Genomic DNA, 21,458 nt, shown 5'->3' on the forward strand with positions numbered 1-21,458 from the left:
TAATGTTTACAAATTGATGTTAACACCAAAAATGAAAGATCTTGATTGCGGGTACCTGCCAACGTCTATGCCGTAGTTATCAAACCCAACCTCCGGATCAAAGCCTTTGTACTTGGTAATAGTGAACAAATTGTTTGATGTGGTATAAATACGCAGGCTGCTGATACCGATTTTAGCCAAAGCTTTAGGTGCAATGGTATAACCCAGCGTTACGTTTTTAAAGCGCAGATATGAACCGTTTTCAATATACCAGTCTGAGTTGGTACCAAAGTTACCATTGTCATCGCTGGCGGTAATGCGTGGTATAGTAGTGTTGGTGTTGGTTGGCGTCCATGCGTTAAGTACATCTTTAAGCAGGTTGTAATTTTGCCCTAAACCGCCTGCATTTAAGCTGGTGTACTTTAATGCATTGTATAGCTTATTACCCTGTACACCTTGCAGGAAAATATTCAGGTCGAAATTTTTGTAAGCAAAGTTTAACGTTAAGCCGTACGAAAAATCAGGATAAGCGCTGCCTACAAACTGGCGGTCATTGTTATCAATTTTTCCATCGTTGTTAAAATCAACAAACTTGATATCGCCTGGTTTAGCGTTTGGCTGTATAAGGCCTCCGCTGGCATTTTTGTAATTGTTTACCTGGTCCTGGCTTTGGAATAAGCCATCTGTTTTAATAGAATAGAACGAATATAGCGGATGGCCAACCTGTGTCCAGATTGGTGATAACAGGCCGCGCACGCTTGGGCTGCTGCCAAATACGGTGTTGCCGTTAGGCAACGATAACAGCTTATTATTTAATTTGCTGAAGTTACCACTGATGTTGTAACGGAACTCCTTTTTAGGGTCGCTGTTATAGGTAATAACCGCCTCAATGCCATTATCCCTTACTTTACCGCCGTTAACCCAAACGCTGCCTAAACCGATACCTGCGGGTATTTGCATCAGCATATCGGTAGTGTTTTTAACAAAGTAATCGGCCGATAAGGTAATGCGTTCGTTCAGGAAACCAAGATCTAAACCAATGTCGGTTTGTTTTGAACGGGCCCAGGTGAGTTTATCATTTGGCCTGTTATAGGCATAATAAGCAGTAGTAAGTGCCGGGTCCTGCCCAAGGTAGGTGCTGCCTGCATTAAGCGTTGGGCTAACGGCGTCGCCTGATACCGAAGATAAATTGCCCAGTACACCGTAGCTGCCGCGCAGTTTCAGGTTGCTTAACCAGCTCAATGACTGCATAAAGTTTTCACGGCTCAATACCCAGCCCGCCGAAACAGCGCCGAAGTTTTGAAACCTGTTTTGCTGCGCAACAAGTGAAGTGCCATCACGACGGCCAGTAACCGATAACAGGTATTTGCCATCATAGTCATAATTTGCACGGGCCAGATAGGAGATCAGGGCCTGGTCATTCTTGTAATCGCCAAGTGCCTTGCTTGTTAAATCCAAACCATTGGCAAAATAACGGAACAAGGGGTCTTCATTATCAAAGCTTGAGATATAACCAGACAGGCCCTGGTTTGTATTTTTTTGATAAGTATAGCCTGCTATTACGTTGATGTTATGCTTTTGAATAGATGTAGTATAATTCAGCGTTTGCTCTGTCAGGAAACTGGTGCTGTTAGATGATGCTTCTGAAAGACTGTTGGTAAGGTTGGGCTTACCTACTTCAGGCACCATCGGCGAAAATGTTTTTGAATAGTAAAAAGACTTGGCTATTGAATAGTTCGACCTGAATTTTAACCCTTTAAGAAAATTAACCTCAAAATAAGGGTTAGCGATAATGGTATTAACAGGATTGCTGCTGTCAATACGTTCCAGGTTAGCAACCGGGTTAACAACATCACCGTAAGAACCTGCGTAGTCGATAGGTAAACCTGAATAAGCTCCGGTAGGTGTACGCACGGTAATACTTGGCGGATAAAATATAGCAGCCTGTATAGCACCGGTATAACCGCTAAAGGTATTGGTTCCGCGGCTGTTTGAATAGCTGTATGACAGGTTTTCGCCTACTTTAAGCCATTTGTTTACCTGGTGCTCCGAATTAAGACGATAGGCATAACGCTCACCAAAGGTGTTTAGTAATATACCTTCGCCCCTACGGTAATTGAAGCTCATAAAATAAGTTGAACGGTCATTGCCGCCGTTCAGGCTTACATTGTACTCCTGTGTGTGCCCCGTTCTGAAAACCTCATCAATCCAGTTGGTGCGGGTGATCTGCCCATCCGGGTAAGCGGTAGCATCAAAAGCTGGTAAGCGGTTCTTTCCAGCCGCATCAGTTGCGGTGTTGTAAACATCGGCATATTCTTTAGCATTAAGTGCTTCCAGCTTTTTCCAGGCATTTTCAAAGCCTTGTTTAACATCAGCACTGATCTGCATTTTACCTTTTGTACCTTTTTTAGTGGTTATTAAGATAACACCACCCGAAGCTCGCGAGCCGTAAATGGCAGCCGAGGCGTCTTTCAGTACAGATATCGATTCGATATCATTAGGGTTAAGTACGGGTGTGCCCGGGTAAAACACCGCCCCATCTACTACATACAGGGGCTGCTCGCCATTAATACCGCCTAAACCACGGATATTGATCTGCGGACCGGTTGATGGATCGCCGCCATTGTTGTTTACCACAACACCGGCTGCTTTACCTTGCAACATTTCTTCAGTACTTCTGAAAGAGCGTGAAGTTGATTTATCCAGGTTAACTGATGTTACCGCTCCTGTAATTGTAGCGCGGCTTTGTGTACCGTAACCCACTACAACCACTTCTTTAAGCGACTGGCTGTTGGCTTTTAAAACAACGGTAAGGGTTTGCTGGCCTTTTACCGGCACTTCCTGGCTTTCAAAGCCAATGTAATTAAAAACCAATACGGCGTTTGGGTCTGCGCTGATGGCAAATTTACCATCGGTATCGGTGGCTACACCCGCCGATGTTCCTTTAACGCCTACACTAACCCCAACCAGAGATTCGCCTTTTTCGTCAGTCACGGTACCGGTGATACGAATGTTAGCTTTATTTTCTGTAGTTGCAGCGGCTTTAATTTCGGGCTGTTTTTCAATTTGCAGTAATACATGCTGCTCATCAACCTGGGTTATTGTGCCTTTATATCCTTTAATTAATTCTTTAAGTACGTTAACAACGGGTTGGTTATCGGCCGAAATAGTTACGATTTTATCGGCATTGAAAGTGGTTGCATTATAGCCGATAATGAATGAGGTTTTCTGCTCAATAATTTTAAAGATGTTTTTAATAGTCTGATTTTTAGCCGCTATGCTAACGCGCACGGTTTTCATGTCCTGGCCTTCGGCAGAAAAAGAAGGAGCTGTACTGCAAATCATAAAGGCGATAAGCAGCGCCAATCCTTTTAGCAAACTTTTTGTTGCTGATATGTGATAGAGTTTTACCATTTTTATAATGTTTTTTATGAGATGAAGAGTCGTAAAAAATTACATGGCCTGCTGCTTCAGCAGCCATATGCAGGCAGGTGTTGGCGCATCTGCCTGTTTTTATTGGTTCTTATTTGATCATGTTTATCAATGGCAGTTAGGTGAATCAATAATTATTTTGTTTTTGTTGTATTGGTAAGTGAATCCGGCAAGGCGGCTAAGCACTTTGAGCACACTGTTTAGCGGCTGATTGTTAAAACCAACCGTATAGCGGCAAACCTGGCCGGGCTTATCGTGAACCTTTATATCGATATTGTATTTACGCGATAGCGCTTCGGCCATTTCGCTCACAGATGCCTCATCAAAGTAAAGCTTGCCATTTTGCCAGGCGCTTACCTGGTCGGCATCGGTATGCCTTACACTGGCAGTATGGTTCAATACATTGTAGGTGATCATCAGGTTACGGGTAAGCACCCCGGCAAGTGGTTTAACCTTACCGGCAACGGCCTCACTTACCTGCACCCTGCCACCAACAACAGCTACCCTGTAATCATTATCGTTTTTGTAAGCATGCACGTTAAACTGCGTGCCTAACACGCGCGTTTGCATATGTCCGGTAGTTATAATAAAAGGCTTTGCCGCATTATGCTTTACATGAAAATAAGCTTCGCCGGTAAGCGATACACGGCGCCCCGTTTCATTAAAATCGGCACTTAAGGTTAATACCGATGATGAATTGAGGACAACCTCTGTACTATCTGGCAAGATCAGCGTTTTGCGTTCGCCACGGGCGGCGGCATAGCTCAGTTTTTGTAAAGGCTGTTTGTTAAGCGCGGCATATAAATAAAATGCAGCCGGTATCAGCAGCAATACGGCGGCAATTCTGAGTAACGGGATCAGACTGATAACTTTCGTATCCCGCCCGGCCCTGATCTGTACCAGAACACGGCGTCTGATATTTTTTAATACAGCATGTTCATTAACCGGACTGTCTGCCAAATCATTATTTAAATTTTTAAGCCATTGCTCAACCCGTTGCTCCTCCTGGGGCGTGCATGTACCTTGTTTATATTTTTCAAGTAGTGCCTTGATCCGGGCAGACTGTTCGTTGTTCATCTGCTGTTATAATCGGCGATTATGGAGGATGGTACCGTTAAACAATTATCAATTGTTTGTTAATAAAACATCAACTTGCCCAAAGCCTATGATATCAGTGTCATAATAGCAATAAGGAGAAGCAAGGGATTTTCAATTCGTTGGAAGCGGAAGTAAAGCCTTTTTATGGCAATGGAGATATTATTCTTTACTGTTTGCTCAGATAGCGAAAGCCGGTTGGCTATTTCTTTTACCGAAAGCTGGTCCACGCGGCTTAACGAGAAGGCATCGCGCATGTTCCCGGGCATTTTTTCAATTTCGCTCATCAGCCAGTCGTTAAGTTCTGATTCGATAACAGCATCTTCGGGCGATACAGTTACCATGGTTTCTTCCTCATCAATCAACTCCCGGGCGTTAACAATAGCCCTGGTATTGGCCGAATAATGGTCGATCACCTTGAATTTTGCGGCTTTAAATAAGTATGGTTCAAAGCTGTCGGCGATAACAATGCCTGCACGGTTGTTCCATAATGACAGGAATATATCCTGCACAAATTCTTCTGATGCTTCGGTGGAGCGGGTTTTGCCGTATATGTACCTGAGGATTTTTTTATCGTAACGTTTCATCAACAGCAGCAACGCCTGTTGGTTGTTGCCCTGCATGCGGCGCAGTAGTTCGGCATCCGGGATAAGCCTGCTGTTTGACATATCGCAAACTTATCTCAAGGCTTTTAAGTAATTGTTAGCTTATAATGAAGCGAAAAATAAAAGATAACATTTGACTATATTTTTGCGAAAGTACAATTGGTATATACAACAGAAACAATCCTTTTGTTGATTAGCACATGCCGGTTTATGATACATTTATTAATGAAATGACTATAATCAACTGTTTTAAAGGTGTCTAAAATACCTGGGTAAAGTGATAAAAAGGATACTAAAGCAAGGCTTTTTCACACTAAGGTTTACATTTTGATATTATGTTAATAACAAGTTGAATAAAATTGTGAAATATCATTGAAAGTTATACTTTTGCAAACCCCAACCGGATTAGATTCCTGAGTAGCTCAGCCGGTTAGAGCATCTGACTGTTAATCAGAGGGTCGCTGGTTCGAGCCCAGCCTCAGGAGCGGATATAGCCAGGTACATATGTATCTGGCTATTTTGTTTTATAGCTACATTCTATCTCGTCTATCCTTATCTTTAACATAAGAATCTTTAGATGACCTTCATCATTTCTAAGCTATTCCGACGCAAGACTTCAACAGAAACTGTTTTAGAACAAGAACTCATTTCACCACCGTCAACAAATATGACAGCCAAAGAAAAGCAATTGGCCTTTATTAAAGACTCACTTAAACCTTTATTAAAAGCTGAAGGCTACAAAACCATTGGTAATATATGGTGGAAAATAAACGGACCATTTTTCAATTTAGTCGAACTTCAGAACTTTTCCTGGAACTCACGTAATTCGATTGATTTTTGCTTCAACTTTACGACTGGTTTTACAAGTGACATCAAGAATTCTACAAAACCTACTATTCACGACGGTATTCCGTACGTGCGTGAAAGCTATTTTGAAGTCTCAAAAAATGAATATTGGAAGGGGACAAATGGTTATCAGATTGATGATAGTACGGATTTGGACAAGTTTACTAAACAGGTTTTAAAAGATTTTGATGTACTCATTATTCCGAAACTAAACCTACTAACGAATGAGGATTCTATTATTAGTTTTTATTCGGATGAGTTCTGGGGCCCTCGCGTGAAACAAAGCTTAACACTTAGGCATAAGAATATTCGAATTGATAATTAATCGAGGTTCGAGAATTTCAGTATGAGTAAATTCAAATTTGCCCCAGTTTGTTTAAAACGCGTAATTGACCAATGAAATTTTTGTCAAAACGCTCAACTGAGGGAGCCAATGGGCAAGCACGATAAAACGGTTGCTTGCCCTTCTTTTTTGCCTTTCAATTTGTAGATAAGATTGAATAAATCACCCGTCTTAGCGGTTCGATGTTGCGGTTCTTCAAATGTGAACTTTTCGGGTGGCATCGAGTCAATCAAGATTTTTTTTGGTAAGTGCTTGATTGGTAGTGTTTATTGTCGGTCCTGCTTAGGCGCTCAATAGCTTGCCGTGCGATAGGCTCTATGTTGACATTACTTTTTTTAGCAATAAGAGCATCCGCCAATTTATCCTCCAGTTTTTTAATCCCAGTTTCGCTTTCCAGTTTAATGATCTTTAAGTCAGATCCGTCGATAAATCCATTTGACAACCGTTCCTGTGCTTTTCTCATCTTCTTGTTTAAGTTTTCGATCTCTTTCAACAGGTTTAAATGATCATTCTTGTTTTTGTGCTCCTGACTATAAACATTTATTTACATCATCGTGACTTAATTCTACCTATTAGTAGGTAAAAAATATATAGGTTTGTTTTATGAAAATAACGAGAGACGAAATTATCATGGTTGCAGATAGTTTAATTAGGGAAAGGGGCTATAACGCTTTTAGTTATGCTGATATCTCTAAAGAACTTGATATAAAAAACGCTTCAATACATTACTATTTTCCTTCAAAAGCTGATTTAGGTATTGCTGTAATTAATCGCGCAATCGACCATTTTGAAATTGAATCTAAAACTTGGAAAGGGTTAAGCTATAAAACCCAGCTGGCTAATATTGTTAAGATTTATTCTACAAAAAAAGAGGCTGAGTGTATCTGCTTAATGGGGGCCTTATCTGCTGTTTTCCATACGCTAACAACAGAAATGCAGGAACGACTGCAATTGATCGCAAACATCTTTTTGAATAAGCTTACAGAGGTCTTAAAACTTGGGAAAGCAGCTGGAGAATTTAATTTTCTCGAATCTCCTGAAGTAAAAGCTTGTATGGTACAATCATCACTAATTTCATCTTTATTGCTCGATAGGGTTTTGAAAAACAACGCTTTTCAACTAATTGAAGGAGAAATTTTAAACATATAATTCACCCCAACCCCGGCCTAAAACCAGCACTGTTTTATAATCAACAATTATGATAAATCAAATCAGGATAAATCAAATGATACAACAAGACAGCAACATAAACGAAGCACTCAGCTACAGTGTGTATACTTCTACACGGCCTGGCCTGAACAGGGACCCAAACACCCCTCCTGGGCTGGACAATTTAAAATGGGTATCAAATAGCGCAACGCTTATCTATGGAAGAAATGATGCAGTGCTTGTGGACACATTTCTCACTATCGAACATACGAATGCCCTGGCGGATTCAATCGCGGATACCGGCAAGAATCTCAAATACATATATATAACGCATGCACACGGCGACCACTTTTTCGGGCTTCAATTACTGCTTGATCGTTTCCCCAATGCAATACCGATCGCTACCCAGGCAGTTGCAAAAAATTGTGGCGAACATACACAGCCGGAAGTAGTTAACGACTTTTGGAAACCTCGCTTCCCAGGTCAGATACCTGAAAAATTAGCTATTCCTGAAGTATTGCAAAGCAATGAGTTTGAGCTTGAAGGAAAAAAAATGGTAGCCATGGAAACAGGATTCACTGATACTTTCGATTCAAGTGTTTTGTATGTGCCATCTATCGGACTTATCGTTGGCGGGGATGTGGTTTATAATGGTATTCATTTATACCTTGGGGAAACTACGGCAGCAACCCGTTTAGAATGGAAAAACGCTTTAGATAACCTGATAAAATTGCAGCCTAAACGGGTTGTTGCGGGTCATAAACAGCCATCGTTTTCTGATGACCCCGTTATTTTAATGGAAACCAAGAGATATCTGGAGAATTTTGAACGTCTGAACGCAGAAACATCGACCACCATTGAACTATACAACGCGATGATTGCTCTTTACCCGGAACACGCTAACCCTGGCTCACTTTGGGGAGGGGCTTTAATAACTAAAAGGACAATTTAAAACAACTCAATTGTAAATCCAGGTTCAGTTAAATGGACAAAACAATTACAAAAAGAGCAGCTTTTGGATATCGATGCAAACATAAATTGGAACATTTCCAGAAACGCAGCTATCCGCTAAATTGTAAATAGGATAAAGCAAACAACTGTAATTACTTCACATTTAATTTTAACAAACCATCAATAAAAAATGAAAGAAAGCACGTTGAAATTCGCAATTGCTATAATGCTTTTATTATCTAATATTTTTGTAGGCTTTGCGCAGGATAAGCATTTAGCAACTGATGTATTCTACAAAATCAGACAGGCGGAAATGCAAACATCGCAAATACCTCATATTGCCCATTATCTGACAGACGTGTCAGGCCCGCGTTTAACTAACTCTCCTGGTTTCGCCAGAGCTGCTGCCTGGGCCATCAAAAGCTTCAAATCATACGGATTAACCAATACCAAACTGGAACCCTGGGGTAATTTTGGAAAAAGCTGGGAACTCCAGGATTTCAGCATAGCTATGAAAGCGCCGTATTTTCAACCTATTGTAGCTTTACCAGCTCCCTGGAGTGGCAATACTAATGGCCCCATACAGGCTCAGGTAACTTTACTTACTCAAGCCCAAGCCATCGATTCTGCCTACATCAAAAATCATTATAATGATCTGAGGGGAATGATCATTTTAATTCTTGGTCAACCATTGTTTACAAGCGGACCGGAGAAAGCCAGTGATATTTTCGCACCGCGTGCCACCCGTTTCACAGAAGATGAACTGTCAAAAACCGATGATTACTATAACTATACCTACGATCAGATACATGCACTGAACGACCAACTTCGTTTGGAGGAAAAACTGAATCTGCTTTATGAAAAAGCCGGCGCGGTAGCTGTTATACACTCTGAGGCTGGGAACACATACGGCACCGTTTTCGACGAATCGTTCCATAGCTATCAATCTAAATCTAAAGTACCTCAGGTTAAAATGGCGTACGAAGACTGCCAGCGCATTCAAAGATTGATCACCTCGGGGCACCCTGTTGAGCTCGCTTTGAACATCAAAGGAAGTTATTTCGGTAACGATACAAAGGCTTACAATGTTATTGGAGAAATCCCGGGCTCAGATCCCCAATTGAAGGACCAGGTAGTTATCCTCGGGGCACACCTGGATTCCTGGTCTGCATCTACAGGGGCTACCGATAATGCTTCTGGTTGTGCTGTTATGATGGAAGCAGTGCGATTACTGGATTCATTACACCTGCAACCTAAACGTACCATCCGCATAGTATTGTGGAGCGGTGAGGAACAAGGAATTTACGGATCATACAATTATGTAAAAAACCATTATATCAACCCATCAACAGGAAAACCCAACAGCGAACAGGAAAAAGTAAGCGCTTATTTTAACTTGGATAACGGAACTGGTAAAATCAGGGGTATTTATACCCAGGGTAACACTGCAGTGAAACCTTTATTTGACCAATGGTTTCAGCCTTTCCATGATTTGGGGGCTACCACGGTTGCAAATAAATATACTGGCTGTACCGATCATACTTCTTTTGACTGGGCAGGTATACCAGGCTTTGAGTTTATCCAAGACCCTATTGATTATGACAATATAACTCACCACAGTAATCAGGATAATTACGACCATCTGCAGATCGAAGATCTTAAACAAGCAGCCATCATCGTAGCTTCCTTCGTTTATCAGGCCGGTAACCGGCCCGATCTTTTACCGAGAAAGCCTTTTGAAAAAAGGTTATTTGAGTGGGACAACCTTGCATTATAGTCAAATTAACCAAAATGGTCTGTTTTGGGCATTATAGTTAACGAAATCATTTTCCACATATAGACCATAGTTTTCAAAACAACGATCATATAGCCGCCACCGGACATATGATCGTTTGTGTCATTAAGGTTAACAAAGGCTTTTTCCAATAATTTAATTTATTGAATAGGTGTTTAAATAACAGGGCTTAACGAGGGCAGGAAGTTGAGAACACACATGTAGAATTAGAAGCACCTTCGTTTCCATATTTAAGTTATCGTACTATTGCGCTCTTCTTTTCTCATCAAATGATATGTTCTTGTTGTTTCCGGAAACCTTTGATCTTCCGAATAAGTAGGTAAGACCAAGGCTGAAGGTCCTATAATGATAGTCCGTTCTTTCTGTCTGTACAAATTCGCTAAAACGTGCATCATATTTGCTTGCCGTACCCAGAAAGTAAGCCGGGTTGATGATCAAATTATTGTTAAGCAACTTTAATCTGGCCCCCACCCTGAAATCACGTTGATTGTATGTGTAAGTGTTTCCACTGGTTGAGGGAAGGCTTTGGCTATAGTTCAGATAGAAGTTTAACAATTTAGTTGCCTTGAAATTATTATTGAGACTAAAGGATGCAGAGGTTCCATTTTGGATAGGAATAGCTTCAATTTTGGACTTTGAGGATGAATAAAAAAAAGAGGCAGAGCTGCTATTTTCCCACCAATTAAAAAATGCCCGGTTAAAGGAAACATAGGCCCCCACGTTATCCCGCGTTAAAAAGTTTCCTCTGCTTGAAACCACTAATGGCCCCTCAATCGTTGTAAGCAATGAATTTACATCGCTGGCATGTTGTGTAAATACAGTAAAAGACAGCATGCTTTTATATAGGTAATTAAGTTCGAAATTATTACTGTATGAAGGTAAGAGCAGTGGATTTCCGGTAGAATAAGTATAAATATTTGTATAATAATCAAATGGATTTAAAGAACTGAGGCCCGGACGGTTGATCCGCCTCGAATAATTTAAAGAAAAAACATTGTTTCCGTCAGCTTTGTAAACGATATAGGTTGTAGGGAATAGGGCACCATAATTACGCTTATTACGCTGGTTTAAAGTAGGCGAATAACCATCCGTCATCGTATACTCATAACGCAATCCTGCTTTGGCCGTCCATTTTTTCGATAGGTCGGCTTCCATACTATAATACGCGGCCAGGTTTTTTTCGGTATAGTCGAAATCATTACTGCGCGTTTGGTCCAGCTGGAGATTATCGGGGATCTTGTTATAATATGCTACGCTGGCATTGTTATTATAATTAGCAAACTTGGCACCTGTTTCTATTTTAGCCCATTTATAAGGCAATGTTAAATCTGACTGGATAGACCAGATATTGTATTTTGACAAGTTGTTATTTTGAACTGAAGCATAGGTGTTTGCAGATTTGGAAACAAAACTATTGCTTACTTCAGGCCTGTTCGTAAAAAAATTAACAGAACTGCTTAATTTCTTTCCGGCCGAATCAATCTTTAAATCATGGTATATATTTAAGGTTTGTGCCAATAACGGCCTTGACATATCGCCTTTAGTGTTCAAAACCGAGTCGACAGTATTCCCGGTACCATAGCTATAATTATTAACATAGGTATCCTTCTCTTTACTGTGTGAAATATTATAAATAATTCCGACGTTATTGCGGTTGTTCACTTCATAATCTATACTTAAACCGGCCTGCAAACCGGGTGTAGTTGATACACGTTGCTCGTTACTAAGAATTTGGCTGGGGTTCCCAATTATATTGAGCCAATCGTTCAGCATATTGTGATAACGCGATTGATTAAATGTAAAAGAGCTGTTAACTTTTTTTGAGCGGAAAAAAAGAGCCGCATTGTTGTTATAAGAGGCGTAAACATCCTTCCGATATGCCGAACTTAATGATCCGCGCCAACCCAAAAATTCGTTTTTCTTTAAAACAATGTTAATTAGCCCGGCATTGCCCTGGGCCTCATATTTTGCGGGCGGGTTGGTAATGATCTCTATTTTTTCCACACTTTCAGATCTCAGTGTTTTCAGATAATTAGTCAGATCGGCTCCGCTTAAATAAATTATTTTCTCATTTATCATAACCGCCATACTGCCTTTGCCCACCATAGAAACGCCATTGTCGGATACTTTTAAAAAAGGTGCCACCTGCAAAGCCTCAAAAAGGGAGGACCCATTTGCCATTATAGTGTTGTTCGGGTTAAATATCCATCGATCAACCTTTCGTTCAAGAACAGGGGATTTGCTGGTTATGGTAACTTGTTTGAGTTGTTTGATTGATGCATTTAGTACGATATCCGGTAATTGAACCATCTTCATGTCTCCTAACGTTAGGGTAAGAGACAAACTATCTTTACTTACTTCCGAAAATCCGATCAGATAATCCCCTTTTTCTGTTGCTGTGAGCTTGAAACGTCCCCCGGTATCAGTTTGTGCAGATTGTATTATTTTATCGGTAGCAACCTGCTTTATAATGACGTTTGCAAAAGCAATTGATTTATGATCTATATCTACTATACGGCCTTTGATTTCATAGCTGGCTTGCACAGCATCACGTTCGATCAATATGTTACCTTCAACCTGTCGGAACGAAAGAAAAGTATTTTGTAATAATTCCTGCAAGGTTTGTTCTATTGTTCTGTTCTCCAAAGCCAGGTTCAGGCCGGTAAGTGCTTTAATTTCCGTCTTACGGTAGTAAAAGCGAAGCGAGGTTTGCTGCTCGATCTTTTTGAGACCACTGGCAAGACTTTCATCCCGCAGGCCGATAGTAACCCTGTCCGATTGCATATTCTGGCCCTTGGTGGTAGTAGCCAGTAATAACTGGAAAGCGGTTAATATGATTAATGTACTAATAAGGCTTAGGCGCATTAGACGAAAAATAAATGGCTTGTTTAATTTTATTACCCCGCTGAGGCCAGCACATACGCCTCCCGGCTTCCGCATTTTTGCAGAAATATTCATACTTTTAAATGTTTTAAGTGACTCAATTATTTAAAACCCCGGTTTTACGGGATGCCTGTAAGCCGATGACCGTCGGTTTACAGGTTATTTTGACTTATTATCCTGCCTGGAGGATAAAGGCCTTTATAAGGCTTAGCTGTTGTCCATTTTTTATTTTCTTTATTTTTTAGTTGTTACACCCTGGCCCATCTATCACGATGCTGCCGTCCGGCCTGATCTCATAATTGGCATTGTTGAAAGCGCACATTACTTTTAGTATTTTTTCCAATTCTTCACCTCTTAAAGAAGTTCCTGTAAAACGGCAGTCCTTCAATTTTATATTGCCGAAACTGATCTTAACATTGAAGTGTTGTTGCAATTGCGCAATAGCATCACCAAAGCTCACATCGTCAAAATGCAGATCACTTTGCTGCCAGGCGATTACCGCATTGGCATTAACAGTTGCCTGCACCACTTCTGCTTTTGAAGTATTAAAGCTGATCTGCTGGTTTGGGGTAATTACACCTAATAATTTATTGCCATTGGCAACGCTTACTTTACCACGGGTTACCGTGACCTGAATGGTGCGTTTATTTTTATCCTCCTTGATATTAAATGCTGTACCCAGCACTGTGGTCAGCAAGGTTCCTGTATGAATAATAAAAGGTTTGCTCGCGTCATGACGGACATCAAAATAAGCTTCACCGGAAAGGTAAACTTCCCTTGTTTTACCATTGAATGTCTTAGGGTATTTTAACGCTGAGCCGGCATTTAACCACACCCGGCTGCCATCGGTAAGCGTTATCTCGCTTTTCTGGTCAATGGGTACCTGGAGAGTTGTAAGCTCAACAGGATGTAAACGGCTTTGTAATGACGGCCATTCGAGGTACAAAGCAAAAGAGATCAGCAACACTGCTGCAACAGCCGCAATACTTCGCCAAAACCCGAGCTTTCTTTGTGGCAGCAATACTACTTTAGCCTCTGTTTCGTGGATTGTGTTTTTAATTTCGCTAAAAACACTGGAAAGCCATTGATCTTTTGCTGAACGATCTAAATCATGCCATTGAGCGTTAGCATTACTATTTTCTTCCAGCCAGCGTTCCACCAGCTCATTTTCTTCATTTGTGGTTTCGCTCTTGAGGTAACGATCCAATAAGGCAGCTATTTGATGACGGCTCATTTGTTATCCATTTCTCAGTAGCCGTATGATATGCCGTTTGGTACTATAAGGAAATGAAATATTTTTTTACAGGTGTGAATTTAGCTTGACGATAAGGAAGATACCCTGAAAAAAGGGGAGTATAAATGCCATGGATACTGGGTTTAGGATAGCCATAGCAATAATGCAGCGGTAGAAATCATTGCCAGTGAAGCTCTTAAATGTTTTAAGGCAGTAGAAAGCTGGTTTTTTACAGTTTGTTCAGAAAGCTGCAATTTGTCAGCGATTTCTGCGATACTTAAATTTTCTTCCCGGCTCAATAAATAAATTTCTTTCACCCGGGGTGATAATTCATCCAGCGACGTTTCAATACTTTGGGCTATTTCTTTTGCAGCTATTTTTTGCTCAATAGTCTCTTCGTAGCTAACAGTCAGCAAGTCTACCATAGCCGCATACTCCCGGCGTGTAATATTCTTTCTAATTTTATCCACTATCCGGTCACGGGTTAGCTTAAAGAGGTAGGCTTTTAAATCGCGGTCAACTTTCAATTGTGTTCTTTCCTGCCAAAGCTTTACAAAAACATCATGGATAATATCCCTGCCGTCCTCCATGTCAAAAAATTTAGAACTTGCAAAACCTGCCAATGAATCTGCATACCGATTGTAAATTTCGGAAAATGCGTTTTCATCATCTTTTTTTAAAAGATCTATCAGTTGCAGATCAGCTAAGACTAAATATGTTGCCATTGCTTGTTAAAACTAAAGTGCTATTATAAAAGACATACACTATGTACAATTAGTTGCACTTTATACAAATAGAGATAATTTCACATTCTATTCCATGTTCAACGCTTAGGCACGAAAAACGTAAGGAGATCGGAAGCGCTGCTAAAAAAATTAAAATGCTTCGTTCAGATAGCAAACGGCTGGCAAGACCGTTTTTTCAGCCAGTTCTTATTGCATGTGCGGTCACAACCACGGATAAAGATCAATTTCAAAATATGGTTCGAAAATCGCACACTAAGGGTTCATGAAATTGCGCTAATTCGCTCAAAACGCACATTTGATCTAAAAGTTGGTTCGAATTTAGCCCAGTCATGGAGCAAAAGCCCGCATATGTCCGAAGGGCTTTTTTATGCCTTGAATTTTTGATTTATCTGTATTTAACTATCATGATTTACCTGTAACAGATCCACTACAAGCATAGTAGTTAGCTATTTTCTGCTTAGATTGGTCATTATTATCTATTATTTATTATGAAGGCATTGTTTGCAGCTATCTTGTTGATTACTTTTTCTCATTTATGTTTCTCACAACAAACCTATGCACCCGCCGCACCTTTACCTGCTAAAAACCTGGGAATATATGGCAGGGGGTTATATCCTGGCAACGATACCACTTACCGGCTGTTGAAACATAGCGGGTTCAACACGCTGTTGTTATCAAGTTTTTACATTCATGCTAACGGAGACCTGTATTCTGGTGATTCTCATCAACCTATTATTCATAACGGTAAATGGGTAGGCGATTCTTCCTATGTGCGAAGGGTTACTGATCTTAAAAGAAAATCTTCCATATCCCGGATTGAAATTTTACTGGAAGGGCGTTGGTATGGGCAGCCGCCAAACACCTTTGATTTTATCCGTGACTGGTATGACCCATCTAAGACGGTGCCGGGTATCGTGACCGGTATCGGCGAACAGAGCACGTTATATAATATCTGTAAGGTGTTAAAGGAGGTACTTGGTGCCGATGCATTTTGTATTGATGACGAATCTGTGTATGACAGTGCTTCTATTGTTGCGATGGGCAAGATTGCGGCAAAACTAAACATGCACATGACATTATGCCCTTATAAAGGATATGCTTATTGGGGCAGCATTCTTAAAGCATCAGATGCAAACGTGGTTGATGCCTTGTATTTACAATGTTATGATGGCGGTGCAGAAAACGAAATAAAAGACTGGGTAGGGGCGCTCAAGCCTAAGCAGCCGATTTATCCGGTATTTATGGTACGTGGTTCATTCAGTACGTGCGATACTTATAAAGGAAGTAAATCAGTAACGGAGATCAAGACCCAGTTGAAAGGCTTTAAAAACGACTATCCGGAAATAAGTGGTGCAGCGATATGGCAGATGGAGGATCTGAAAAATTTCGTAAAGATGGGATGTACTGTTAAGGAACCAACCTCGGGAAGTGCGAAAAGTGTAGCCGGGTTTTTAAGTCAGTTGAAAAAGACGTTGAAAAGCGAGTTGTAACACATGCCGGAGTGAAGGCAGGCGTCCTGTTATCACGCAGGTATTATTTATGCGGCTTATATGATGTTTTGATAAGTCTTATAAATGCCTGATCAGGGTTCGGATTTTCCTTGTTCAAATATTGTTATTAGCCGTTATTGGGAGTCCGAAATTGGCGATTGAACGTAAATTTTCAACGAAATAGTTCGAAAAATGTCCAGCCTCAGGAGCTATAAAGGGCAAGCACCAACAATCGGTCGCTTGCCCTTCTTTTTACCACGCAATTTGCGGTTGATCATTTATGTAAAGTTGGGCAGTTAACTTGTTTTAGTGGTTAGATGTTCCTATGCTTCAAAAGTAAATTTTTCAAGGCAGGTCGAACCAATATGCGTTTGCTGTAAATGATTGATTTTTTGAATTTGGTTAATCATTTCCGCAAACCCGGTCTCAATTAATAAACCATTGAATTACTATTAATATTTTCTTAGGTTTGGGAAAGCGACAAAGTACCTAAACTCAGTTGATGCCTTTTACACTCCATATTACCTTTTATGACATTGCGTTTTTTGGTGCTGTATTTATCAGCTTAACGCTATCGGTATTTTTATGGATCGCCCCAAAGGAGAACCAGTTTGCGAACCGTTGGTTGGCGCTTCTTATGGCTGTTATTGCTTTGTGGATAACCAAAGTTTTGACGGCTGATATTGATTTGGCAAAATATATTCCTTTCTGGAACTATTTCCCGTTGCAGTTCTCAATGGCGTTTGGCCCTTTGATTTACTTTTACGTGTGTCAGATAACGGAGCCAAGGTTCGTCTTCCATCGTAAGCATCTTCTGCACTTCATTCCCCTGCTGCCTGAATTAAGCGTCCAGGTATTTACTGCAATACAAAACGTAAATACAGGTAATGCTATTTATCATAAATTCAACGCTGTATTGCAGTTATCCGCATTTCTGTCGGTTGCCATTTATTTGTATTTGTGCCATACACAAATTGACCGTTTTTACCAGGAAAAGCAATTCCTGGCGGGCGACCGTTACCGCAACGAGCTACGATGGCTGGATCGCTTACTTGTCGGACTCGGCATGCTATGGTTGCTATGGATCCCGTTGACAGCTGTTAACTATTTTTATTACAATGATAAATCAGGAACGTATTATTATCCGCTGTACCTTCTTTTTATAACCGCAATCATTTGGATAGCTGCAAAAAGCCATTTAAAAACAGAAGTTATTGAGAAGACTGATATTACCATAAAGCCATTGTTACCGGCAGATCTGAAACAAAAAGGCTCCTGGTTAAAAATGGAAGTAAAGGAAAAAGGGTATTATCGGGATGCAGAACTAAGCCTGGCCTCGCTTGCCGAAAAACTCGACCTACATACTCATGAAGTATCCCGGATCATTAATACCGTTTTCAAAAAAAGCTTTAACGATTTTATTAATGAATACCGTGTGCGTGAAATTGCACTCAAAATGCAGGACCCCTCTTATGATCATATCACCTTGCTTGGCCTGGCGTATGAATCGGGCTTTAATTCACAAAGTAGTTTTCATCGCATTTTTAAGCAGTTTACAGGTAAAACCCCTCTTGAATATAAAAACTACCTGCAAAAAGTTCTCCCAACTTATAAGTTGAGAGGTTTTACCCAACCTATGCCGCTAATATTGAACCATGCAAGCCCTGTGGGGTGGGCACATGAAAAATTAACCGGCAATAATATGTTTAAAAACTATTTTAAAATTGCGTTCCGCGGATTTTGGAGGCATAAGCTATTTACACTGATAAATATTATCGGTTTATCCATCGGCATAAGCGCTTTCCTGGCCATTTACTTTATTGTACAATACGATTTTACGTTTGATAAATTTCATAAGGACAGTGACCGGATTTATCGGGTTGTAATGAACACATCAACTCAGGGACATAAAAACTATTCGAGCGGTGTACCTGCCCCTCTGGCTGAAGCTATTAAAAGCCAGTCCACCGGAATAGGGGAAATCACACCGGTATATACACTATCCCCTCATTTTGTCTATATCGACAAAGATAAAAACGAACAAAAGCGGTTCAGAGATCTGGACAGAATAACACTTGCTAATCAGCAATATTTTAAAATTTTTAATTACGTATGGCTTGCCGGTTCATCACAACACGCGCTTGATGAGGCAAACCAGGTGGTGTTAACATCCCAACAAGCCAGGCTCTACTTCCCGTCGTTATCATATCATGACATGATTGGTAAAATAGTTACTTATGATACCCTTCAAACAACCGTTAGCGGGGTAGTTGAAACGCTTACCCAAAATACCGACTTTAGCTTTCATGACTTTATCTCCTTTAGTACTGCCACAATTAACAAACGTTTTTCTGCTGATCTGCATCTAAACACCTGGGAGTACAGGCCTTCGGCATCGCAGGTTTTGGTAAAGCTGGCACCGGGTACCCCGGCACCAGGGGTTATAAAACAGATCAATACCATTTTCAATAAAAGTAATCCGCCGGGTGTCGGAGTAAAAGGGGTTGCAGACAAGGTCGATCTGGCCTTGCAGCCATTGGACGATATTCACTTCAATCCCGACTATAATATTTTTAATTTCTCATCGCCAGCCAGCAAAACAACGCTTTACCAATTATTGGCTATCGGTATCTTTTTGCTGTTGCTGGCATGCATCAATTATGTGAATTTAACCACCGCCCAGTCCGCACAAAGGGCAAAGGAAATTGGCATCCGTAAAACTTTGGGGAGCAGCCGCATACAATTAGTATTCCAGTTTTTAAGCGAAACATTACTTATAACTTTCTTTGCGGTTTGTATTTCGGTGTTCCTTGCGCCGGTTATTTTAAAAATGTTTGCCGATGTTATATCCCCTGATATTCACGCAAATATGCTAAGGCCGGATGTGGTGCTTTTCCTGGTCATTTTAACGTTGGTGATAAGTATTTTGTCGGGTTTTTATCCCGCAATGGTGTTATCGGGCTACAAGCCCGCATCGGTGCTAAAAAATCAGGTGCAGGGCAATAGCAATAAAACCCGAAACGCGTGGCTCCGTAAGTCGCTTACAGTTTCGCAGTTTGTTATAGCTCAATTTTTATTAATGGCTACTATTTTTGTAAGCAGGCAGATTTATTACGCCTTACATAAAAACCTCGGATTTAAAAAGGATGCCATACTGGTTATTAATACACCCTGGGAAAACACCAAGGCCAGCAGCAACCAGGTATTGCTGAACGAGTTTAAGTTGATGCCCCAGGTTGCCCTTGTGGGTTTGGGTAATGACCCGCCTTCGGCTAATGTATATAATTGGCTGCGTGGTACGTACAACGATGGAAAAAAACAGATAACAACAGATGAAGTGACATTTAAGTCTGGTGATGAAAACTACATCAAAATATACCAGCTAAAATTGCTTGCCGGCAGAAACATAAGCGAAGCCGACACGGGGAAAGGAATCATCATCAACAATACTTACACTAAATTATTAGGGTTTACTAATCCCCAGGATGTTATTGGGAAACAGTTGAAATACGGCGGCGGCAAAGGCCGAAATGTAAGTGTTATTGGGGTAGTTACCGATTTTTATCAATGGTCGCTGCATTACCCAATTCATCCATTAGTTTTATTTTCGGGAACTCCGGACCGCCGACCAATGATGACGTTACATGTTAGTTTGAAACCAGAAACCCCAGGCGGTAACGAGTGGAAAACCGCTATTGCAAATATGGGAAAGGCCTGGAAAAAGGTTTATCCCGACGATGATTTTGATTGCCATTTTTACGACGAAACCATAGCCTGGTTTTATTACGAAGAACAACATACCTCAACCTTGCTCACCTGGGCAACAAGTGTTTCGATATTGATCAGTTGCCTCGGGCTGTTAGGCCTTGCCGTTTACACTACCAACCAACGTACAAAGGAAATCGGCATACGCAAAGTATTTGGTGCCAGTGTTATTCAAATAGTAACCCTTCTATCAACCGAACTGATATCGCTTGTTTTACTCGCGTTTGTCATCGTAACGCCGATTGTATGGTACGCTGTAAATAAATGGATGGAAGGCTTTGCCGACCACGTAGCTATTAGCTGGTGGGTATTCGTTATCAGCGGTGCAGGGATGCTGCTAACAGGATTATTTACCTTAAGTTTCCGGACCATTAGGGCTGGTATGGCGAACCCGGTAAAAAGTTTGCGGAACGAGTAAATTTATATTGTTCTGGTGGCCCGTTTATATGCTGTACAAACCTTAACTTGTTGATCGTGTTTTAGATCCTGTAAAAATCATTGCGAATTTTATATTCTCTTTTGAAGGGGTGTTGTCATTTTACCATATAAAATCAGTTTAAGGCTTCAATATGGTAAAATTCGTAACATTTATGTTGCAAGTGCTTTTCTAAATGTCTTCTATTAGGAAATGATTATAATTGTTAAATAAATGTTAATTTAATATTAACAAATCGACAAGCTGTATGATAATGAAGCGGACATTAAAACTGATCATTTATGCCTTTGCGGTGCTGATGATCCTTTTGCGCCCTTTTTGTGCATACAGAATATCGATGAATACGCTGCTTGTTAAAGATCCTAACCGGATGCTCGCTTCGTTACAACGTGTTATTAAGAAAAAAGAAACGCATGCCGAAGCTGCTGAAGACGCAGCAGAGATAACGGCAGATAGCAGCGTTGTTATTCTTCCTCTTATTTTCGCGTTAATAATCAGGTGCAATTTGTCCCGGTTATTGTCCCTGTTAACCGGCAATAAATTAAGCAGCCGTTTTGCTACAGTATTCCAGGTAGCACCCTGTAACGACTACTATTGTTGGATCTCACGTTTTCAGATCTGAGAAATACCTGGCTCCAGGTTATTTTAACCTCCTTGTTTTTAACATTAACAATTGGGGGCTTGTAGGATATAAGATCCCTCCAGGCGT

At 40.7% G+C, this 21,458-nt stretch carries 14 protein-coding genes and 1 tRNA gene; 8 read left to right on the forward strand and 7 right to left on the reverse strand.

Going from position 1 to position 21,458, the window contains the following annotated elements; all coding sequences use genetic code 11:
• Positions 1 to 6: 6 nt before the first annotated feature.
• The 3 genes from MTO98_RS06000 to MTO98_RS06010 form a co-directional block, all read right to left on the reverse strand.
• Positions 7 to 3,393 carry a TonB-dependent receptor gene (locus MTO98_RS06000; RefSeq protein ID WP_243485703.1) on the reverse strand — a complete coding sequence of 1,129 codons (3,387 nt, stop codon included), beginning with the start codon at positions 3,391 to 3,393 and terminating at the stop codon, positions 7 to 9.
• 126 nt (positions 3,394 to 3,519) lie between these two features.
• Positions 3,520 to 4,488: a FecR family protein gene (locus tag MTO98_RS06005; protein ID WP_243485704.1), complete on the reverse strand. Its 969-nt coding sequence runs from the start codon at positions 4,486 to 4,488 to the stop codon at positions 3,520 to 3,522.
• 86 nt (positions 4,489 to 4,574) lie between these two features.
• A complete protein-coding gene (locus MTO98_RS06010) occupies positions 4,575 to 5,174 on the reverse strand; it encodes an RNA polymerase sigma factor (RefSeq protein WP_243485705.1) in 600 nt (199 codons plus the stop codon).
• Between the two features lie 348 nt (positions 5,175 to 5,522).
• Between MTO98_RS06010 and MTO98_RS06015 the strand changes: the two genes are divergently transcribed.
• Together MTO98_RS06015 and MTO98_RS06020 are read left to right on the forward strand one after the other, a co-directional pair.
• A tRNA-Asn gene (locus MTO98_RS06015) sits at positions 5,523 to 5,596 on the forward strand.
• Positions 5,597 to 5,688: 92 nt separating this feature from the next.
• Positions 5,689 to 6,282 carry a DUF4304 domain-containing protein gene (locus tag MTO98_RS06020; protein WP_243485706.1) on the forward strand — a complete coding sequence of 198 codons (594 nt, stop codon included), beginning with the start codon at positions 5,689 to 5,691 and terminating at the stop codon, positions 6,280 to 6,282.
• A 247-nt stretch (positions 6,283 to 6,529) separates the two neighbouring features.
• Here MTO98_RS06020 and MTO98_RS06025 read toward each other — a convergent pair whose 3' ends face one another.
• The gene (locus MTO98_RS06025) at positions 6,530 to 6,793 is read right to left on the reverse strand and encodes a hypothetical protein (protein ID WP_243485707.1); all 264 of its coding nucleotides are present in this window, start codon (positions 6,791 to 6,793) and stop codon (positions 6,530 to 6,532) included.
• Between the two features lie 110 nt (positions 6,794 to 6,903).
• Here MTO98_RS06025 and MTO98_RS06030 point away from each other — a divergent pair, with 110 nt between their 5' ends.
• The 3 genes from MTO98_RS06030 (at position 6,904) to MTO98_RS06040 (ending at position 10,177) form a co-directional block, all read left to right on the forward strand.
• Positions 6,904 to 7,449: a TetR/AcrR family transcriptional regulator gene (locus MTO98_RS06030; RefSeq protein ID WP_243485708.1), complete on the forward strand. Its 546-nt coding sequence runs from the start codon at positions 6,904 to 6,906 to the stop codon at positions 7,447 to 7,449.
• 76 nt (positions 7,450 to 7,525) lie between these two features.
• Complete coding sequence (locus MTO98_RS06035; RefSeq protein WP_243485709.1) at positions 7,526 to 8,401, forward strand: MBL fold metallo-hydrolase; 876 nt, start codon at positions 7,526 to 7,528, stop codon at positions 8,399 to 8,401.
• A gap of 189 nt (positions 8,402 to 8,590) precedes the next feature.
• On the forward strand, positions 8,591 to 10,177 hold the full coding sequence (locus tag MTO98_RS06040) for a M20/M25/M40 family metallo-hydrolase (RefSeq protein ID WP_243485710.1): 1,587 nt from the start codon (positions 8,591 to 8,593) through the stop codon (positions 10,175 to 10,177).
• A gap of 261 nt (positions 10,178 to 10,438) precedes the next feature.
• On the opposite strand, the gene MTO98_RS06045 is transcribed toward MTO98_RS06040, so the two are convergent.
• The 3 genes from MTO98_RS06045 to MTO98_RS06055 form a co-directional block, all read right to left on the reverse strand.
• Positions 10,439 to 13,060 carry an outer membrane beta-barrel family protein gene (locus MTO98_RS06045; RefSeq protein ID WP_243485711.1) on the reverse strand — a complete coding sequence of 874 codons (2,622 nt, stop codon included), beginning with the start codon at positions 13,058 to 13,060 and terminating at the stop codon, positions 10,439 to 10,441.
• Between the two features lie 259 nt (positions 13,061 to 13,319).
• A complete protein-coding gene (locus MTO98_RS06050; protein WP_243485712.1) occupies positions 13,320 to 14,312 on the reverse strand; it encodes a FecR domain-containing protein in 993 nt (330 codons plus the stop codon).
• A 143-nt stretch (positions 14,313 to 14,455) separates the two neighbouring features.
• Positions 14,456 to 15,037: an RNA polymerase sigma factor gene (locus tag MTO98_RS06055; RefSeq protein ID WP_243485713.1), complete on the reverse strand. Its 582-nt coding sequence runs from the start codon at positions 15,035 to 15,037 to the stop codon at positions 14,456 to 14,458.
• Between the two features lie 509 nt (positions 15,038 to 15,546).
• On the opposite strand from MTO98_RS06055, the gene MTO98_RS06060 reads away from it, so the two are divergent.
• The 3 genes from MTO98_RS06060 (at position 15,547) to MTO98_RS06070 (ending at position 21,371) form a co-directional block, all read left to right on the forward strand.
• Positions 15,547 to 16,548 (forward strand): hypothetical protein, encoded by a 1,002-nt coding sequence (locus MTO98_RS06060; protein WP_243485714.1) that lies wholly within the window; start codon positions 15,547 to 15,549, stop codon positions 16,546 to 16,548.
• A gap of 502 nt (positions 16,549 to 17,050) precedes the next feature.
• Positions 17,051 to 20,731 (forward strand): ABC transporter permease, encoded by a 3,681-nt coding sequence (locus MTO98_RS06065; protein WP_243485715.1) that lies wholly within the window; start codon positions 17,051 to 17,053, stop codon positions 20,729 to 20,731.
• Between the two features lie 271 nt (positions 20,732 to 21,002).
• The gene (locus tag MTO98_RS06070) at positions 21,003 to 21,371 is read left to right on the forward strand and encodes a hypothetical protein (protein WP_243485716.1); all 369 of its coding nucleotides are present in this window, start codon (positions 21,003 to 21,005) and stop codon (positions 21,369 to 21,371) included.
• Positions 21,372 to 21,458 lie beyond the last annotated feature (87 nt).

Origin of the sequence: Mucilaginibacter sp. SMC90 (assembly GCF_022811725.1) — a bacterium.
Classification (GTDB): Bacteria; Bacteroidota; Bacteroidia; order Sphingobacteriales; family Sphingobacteriaceae; genus Mucilaginibacter.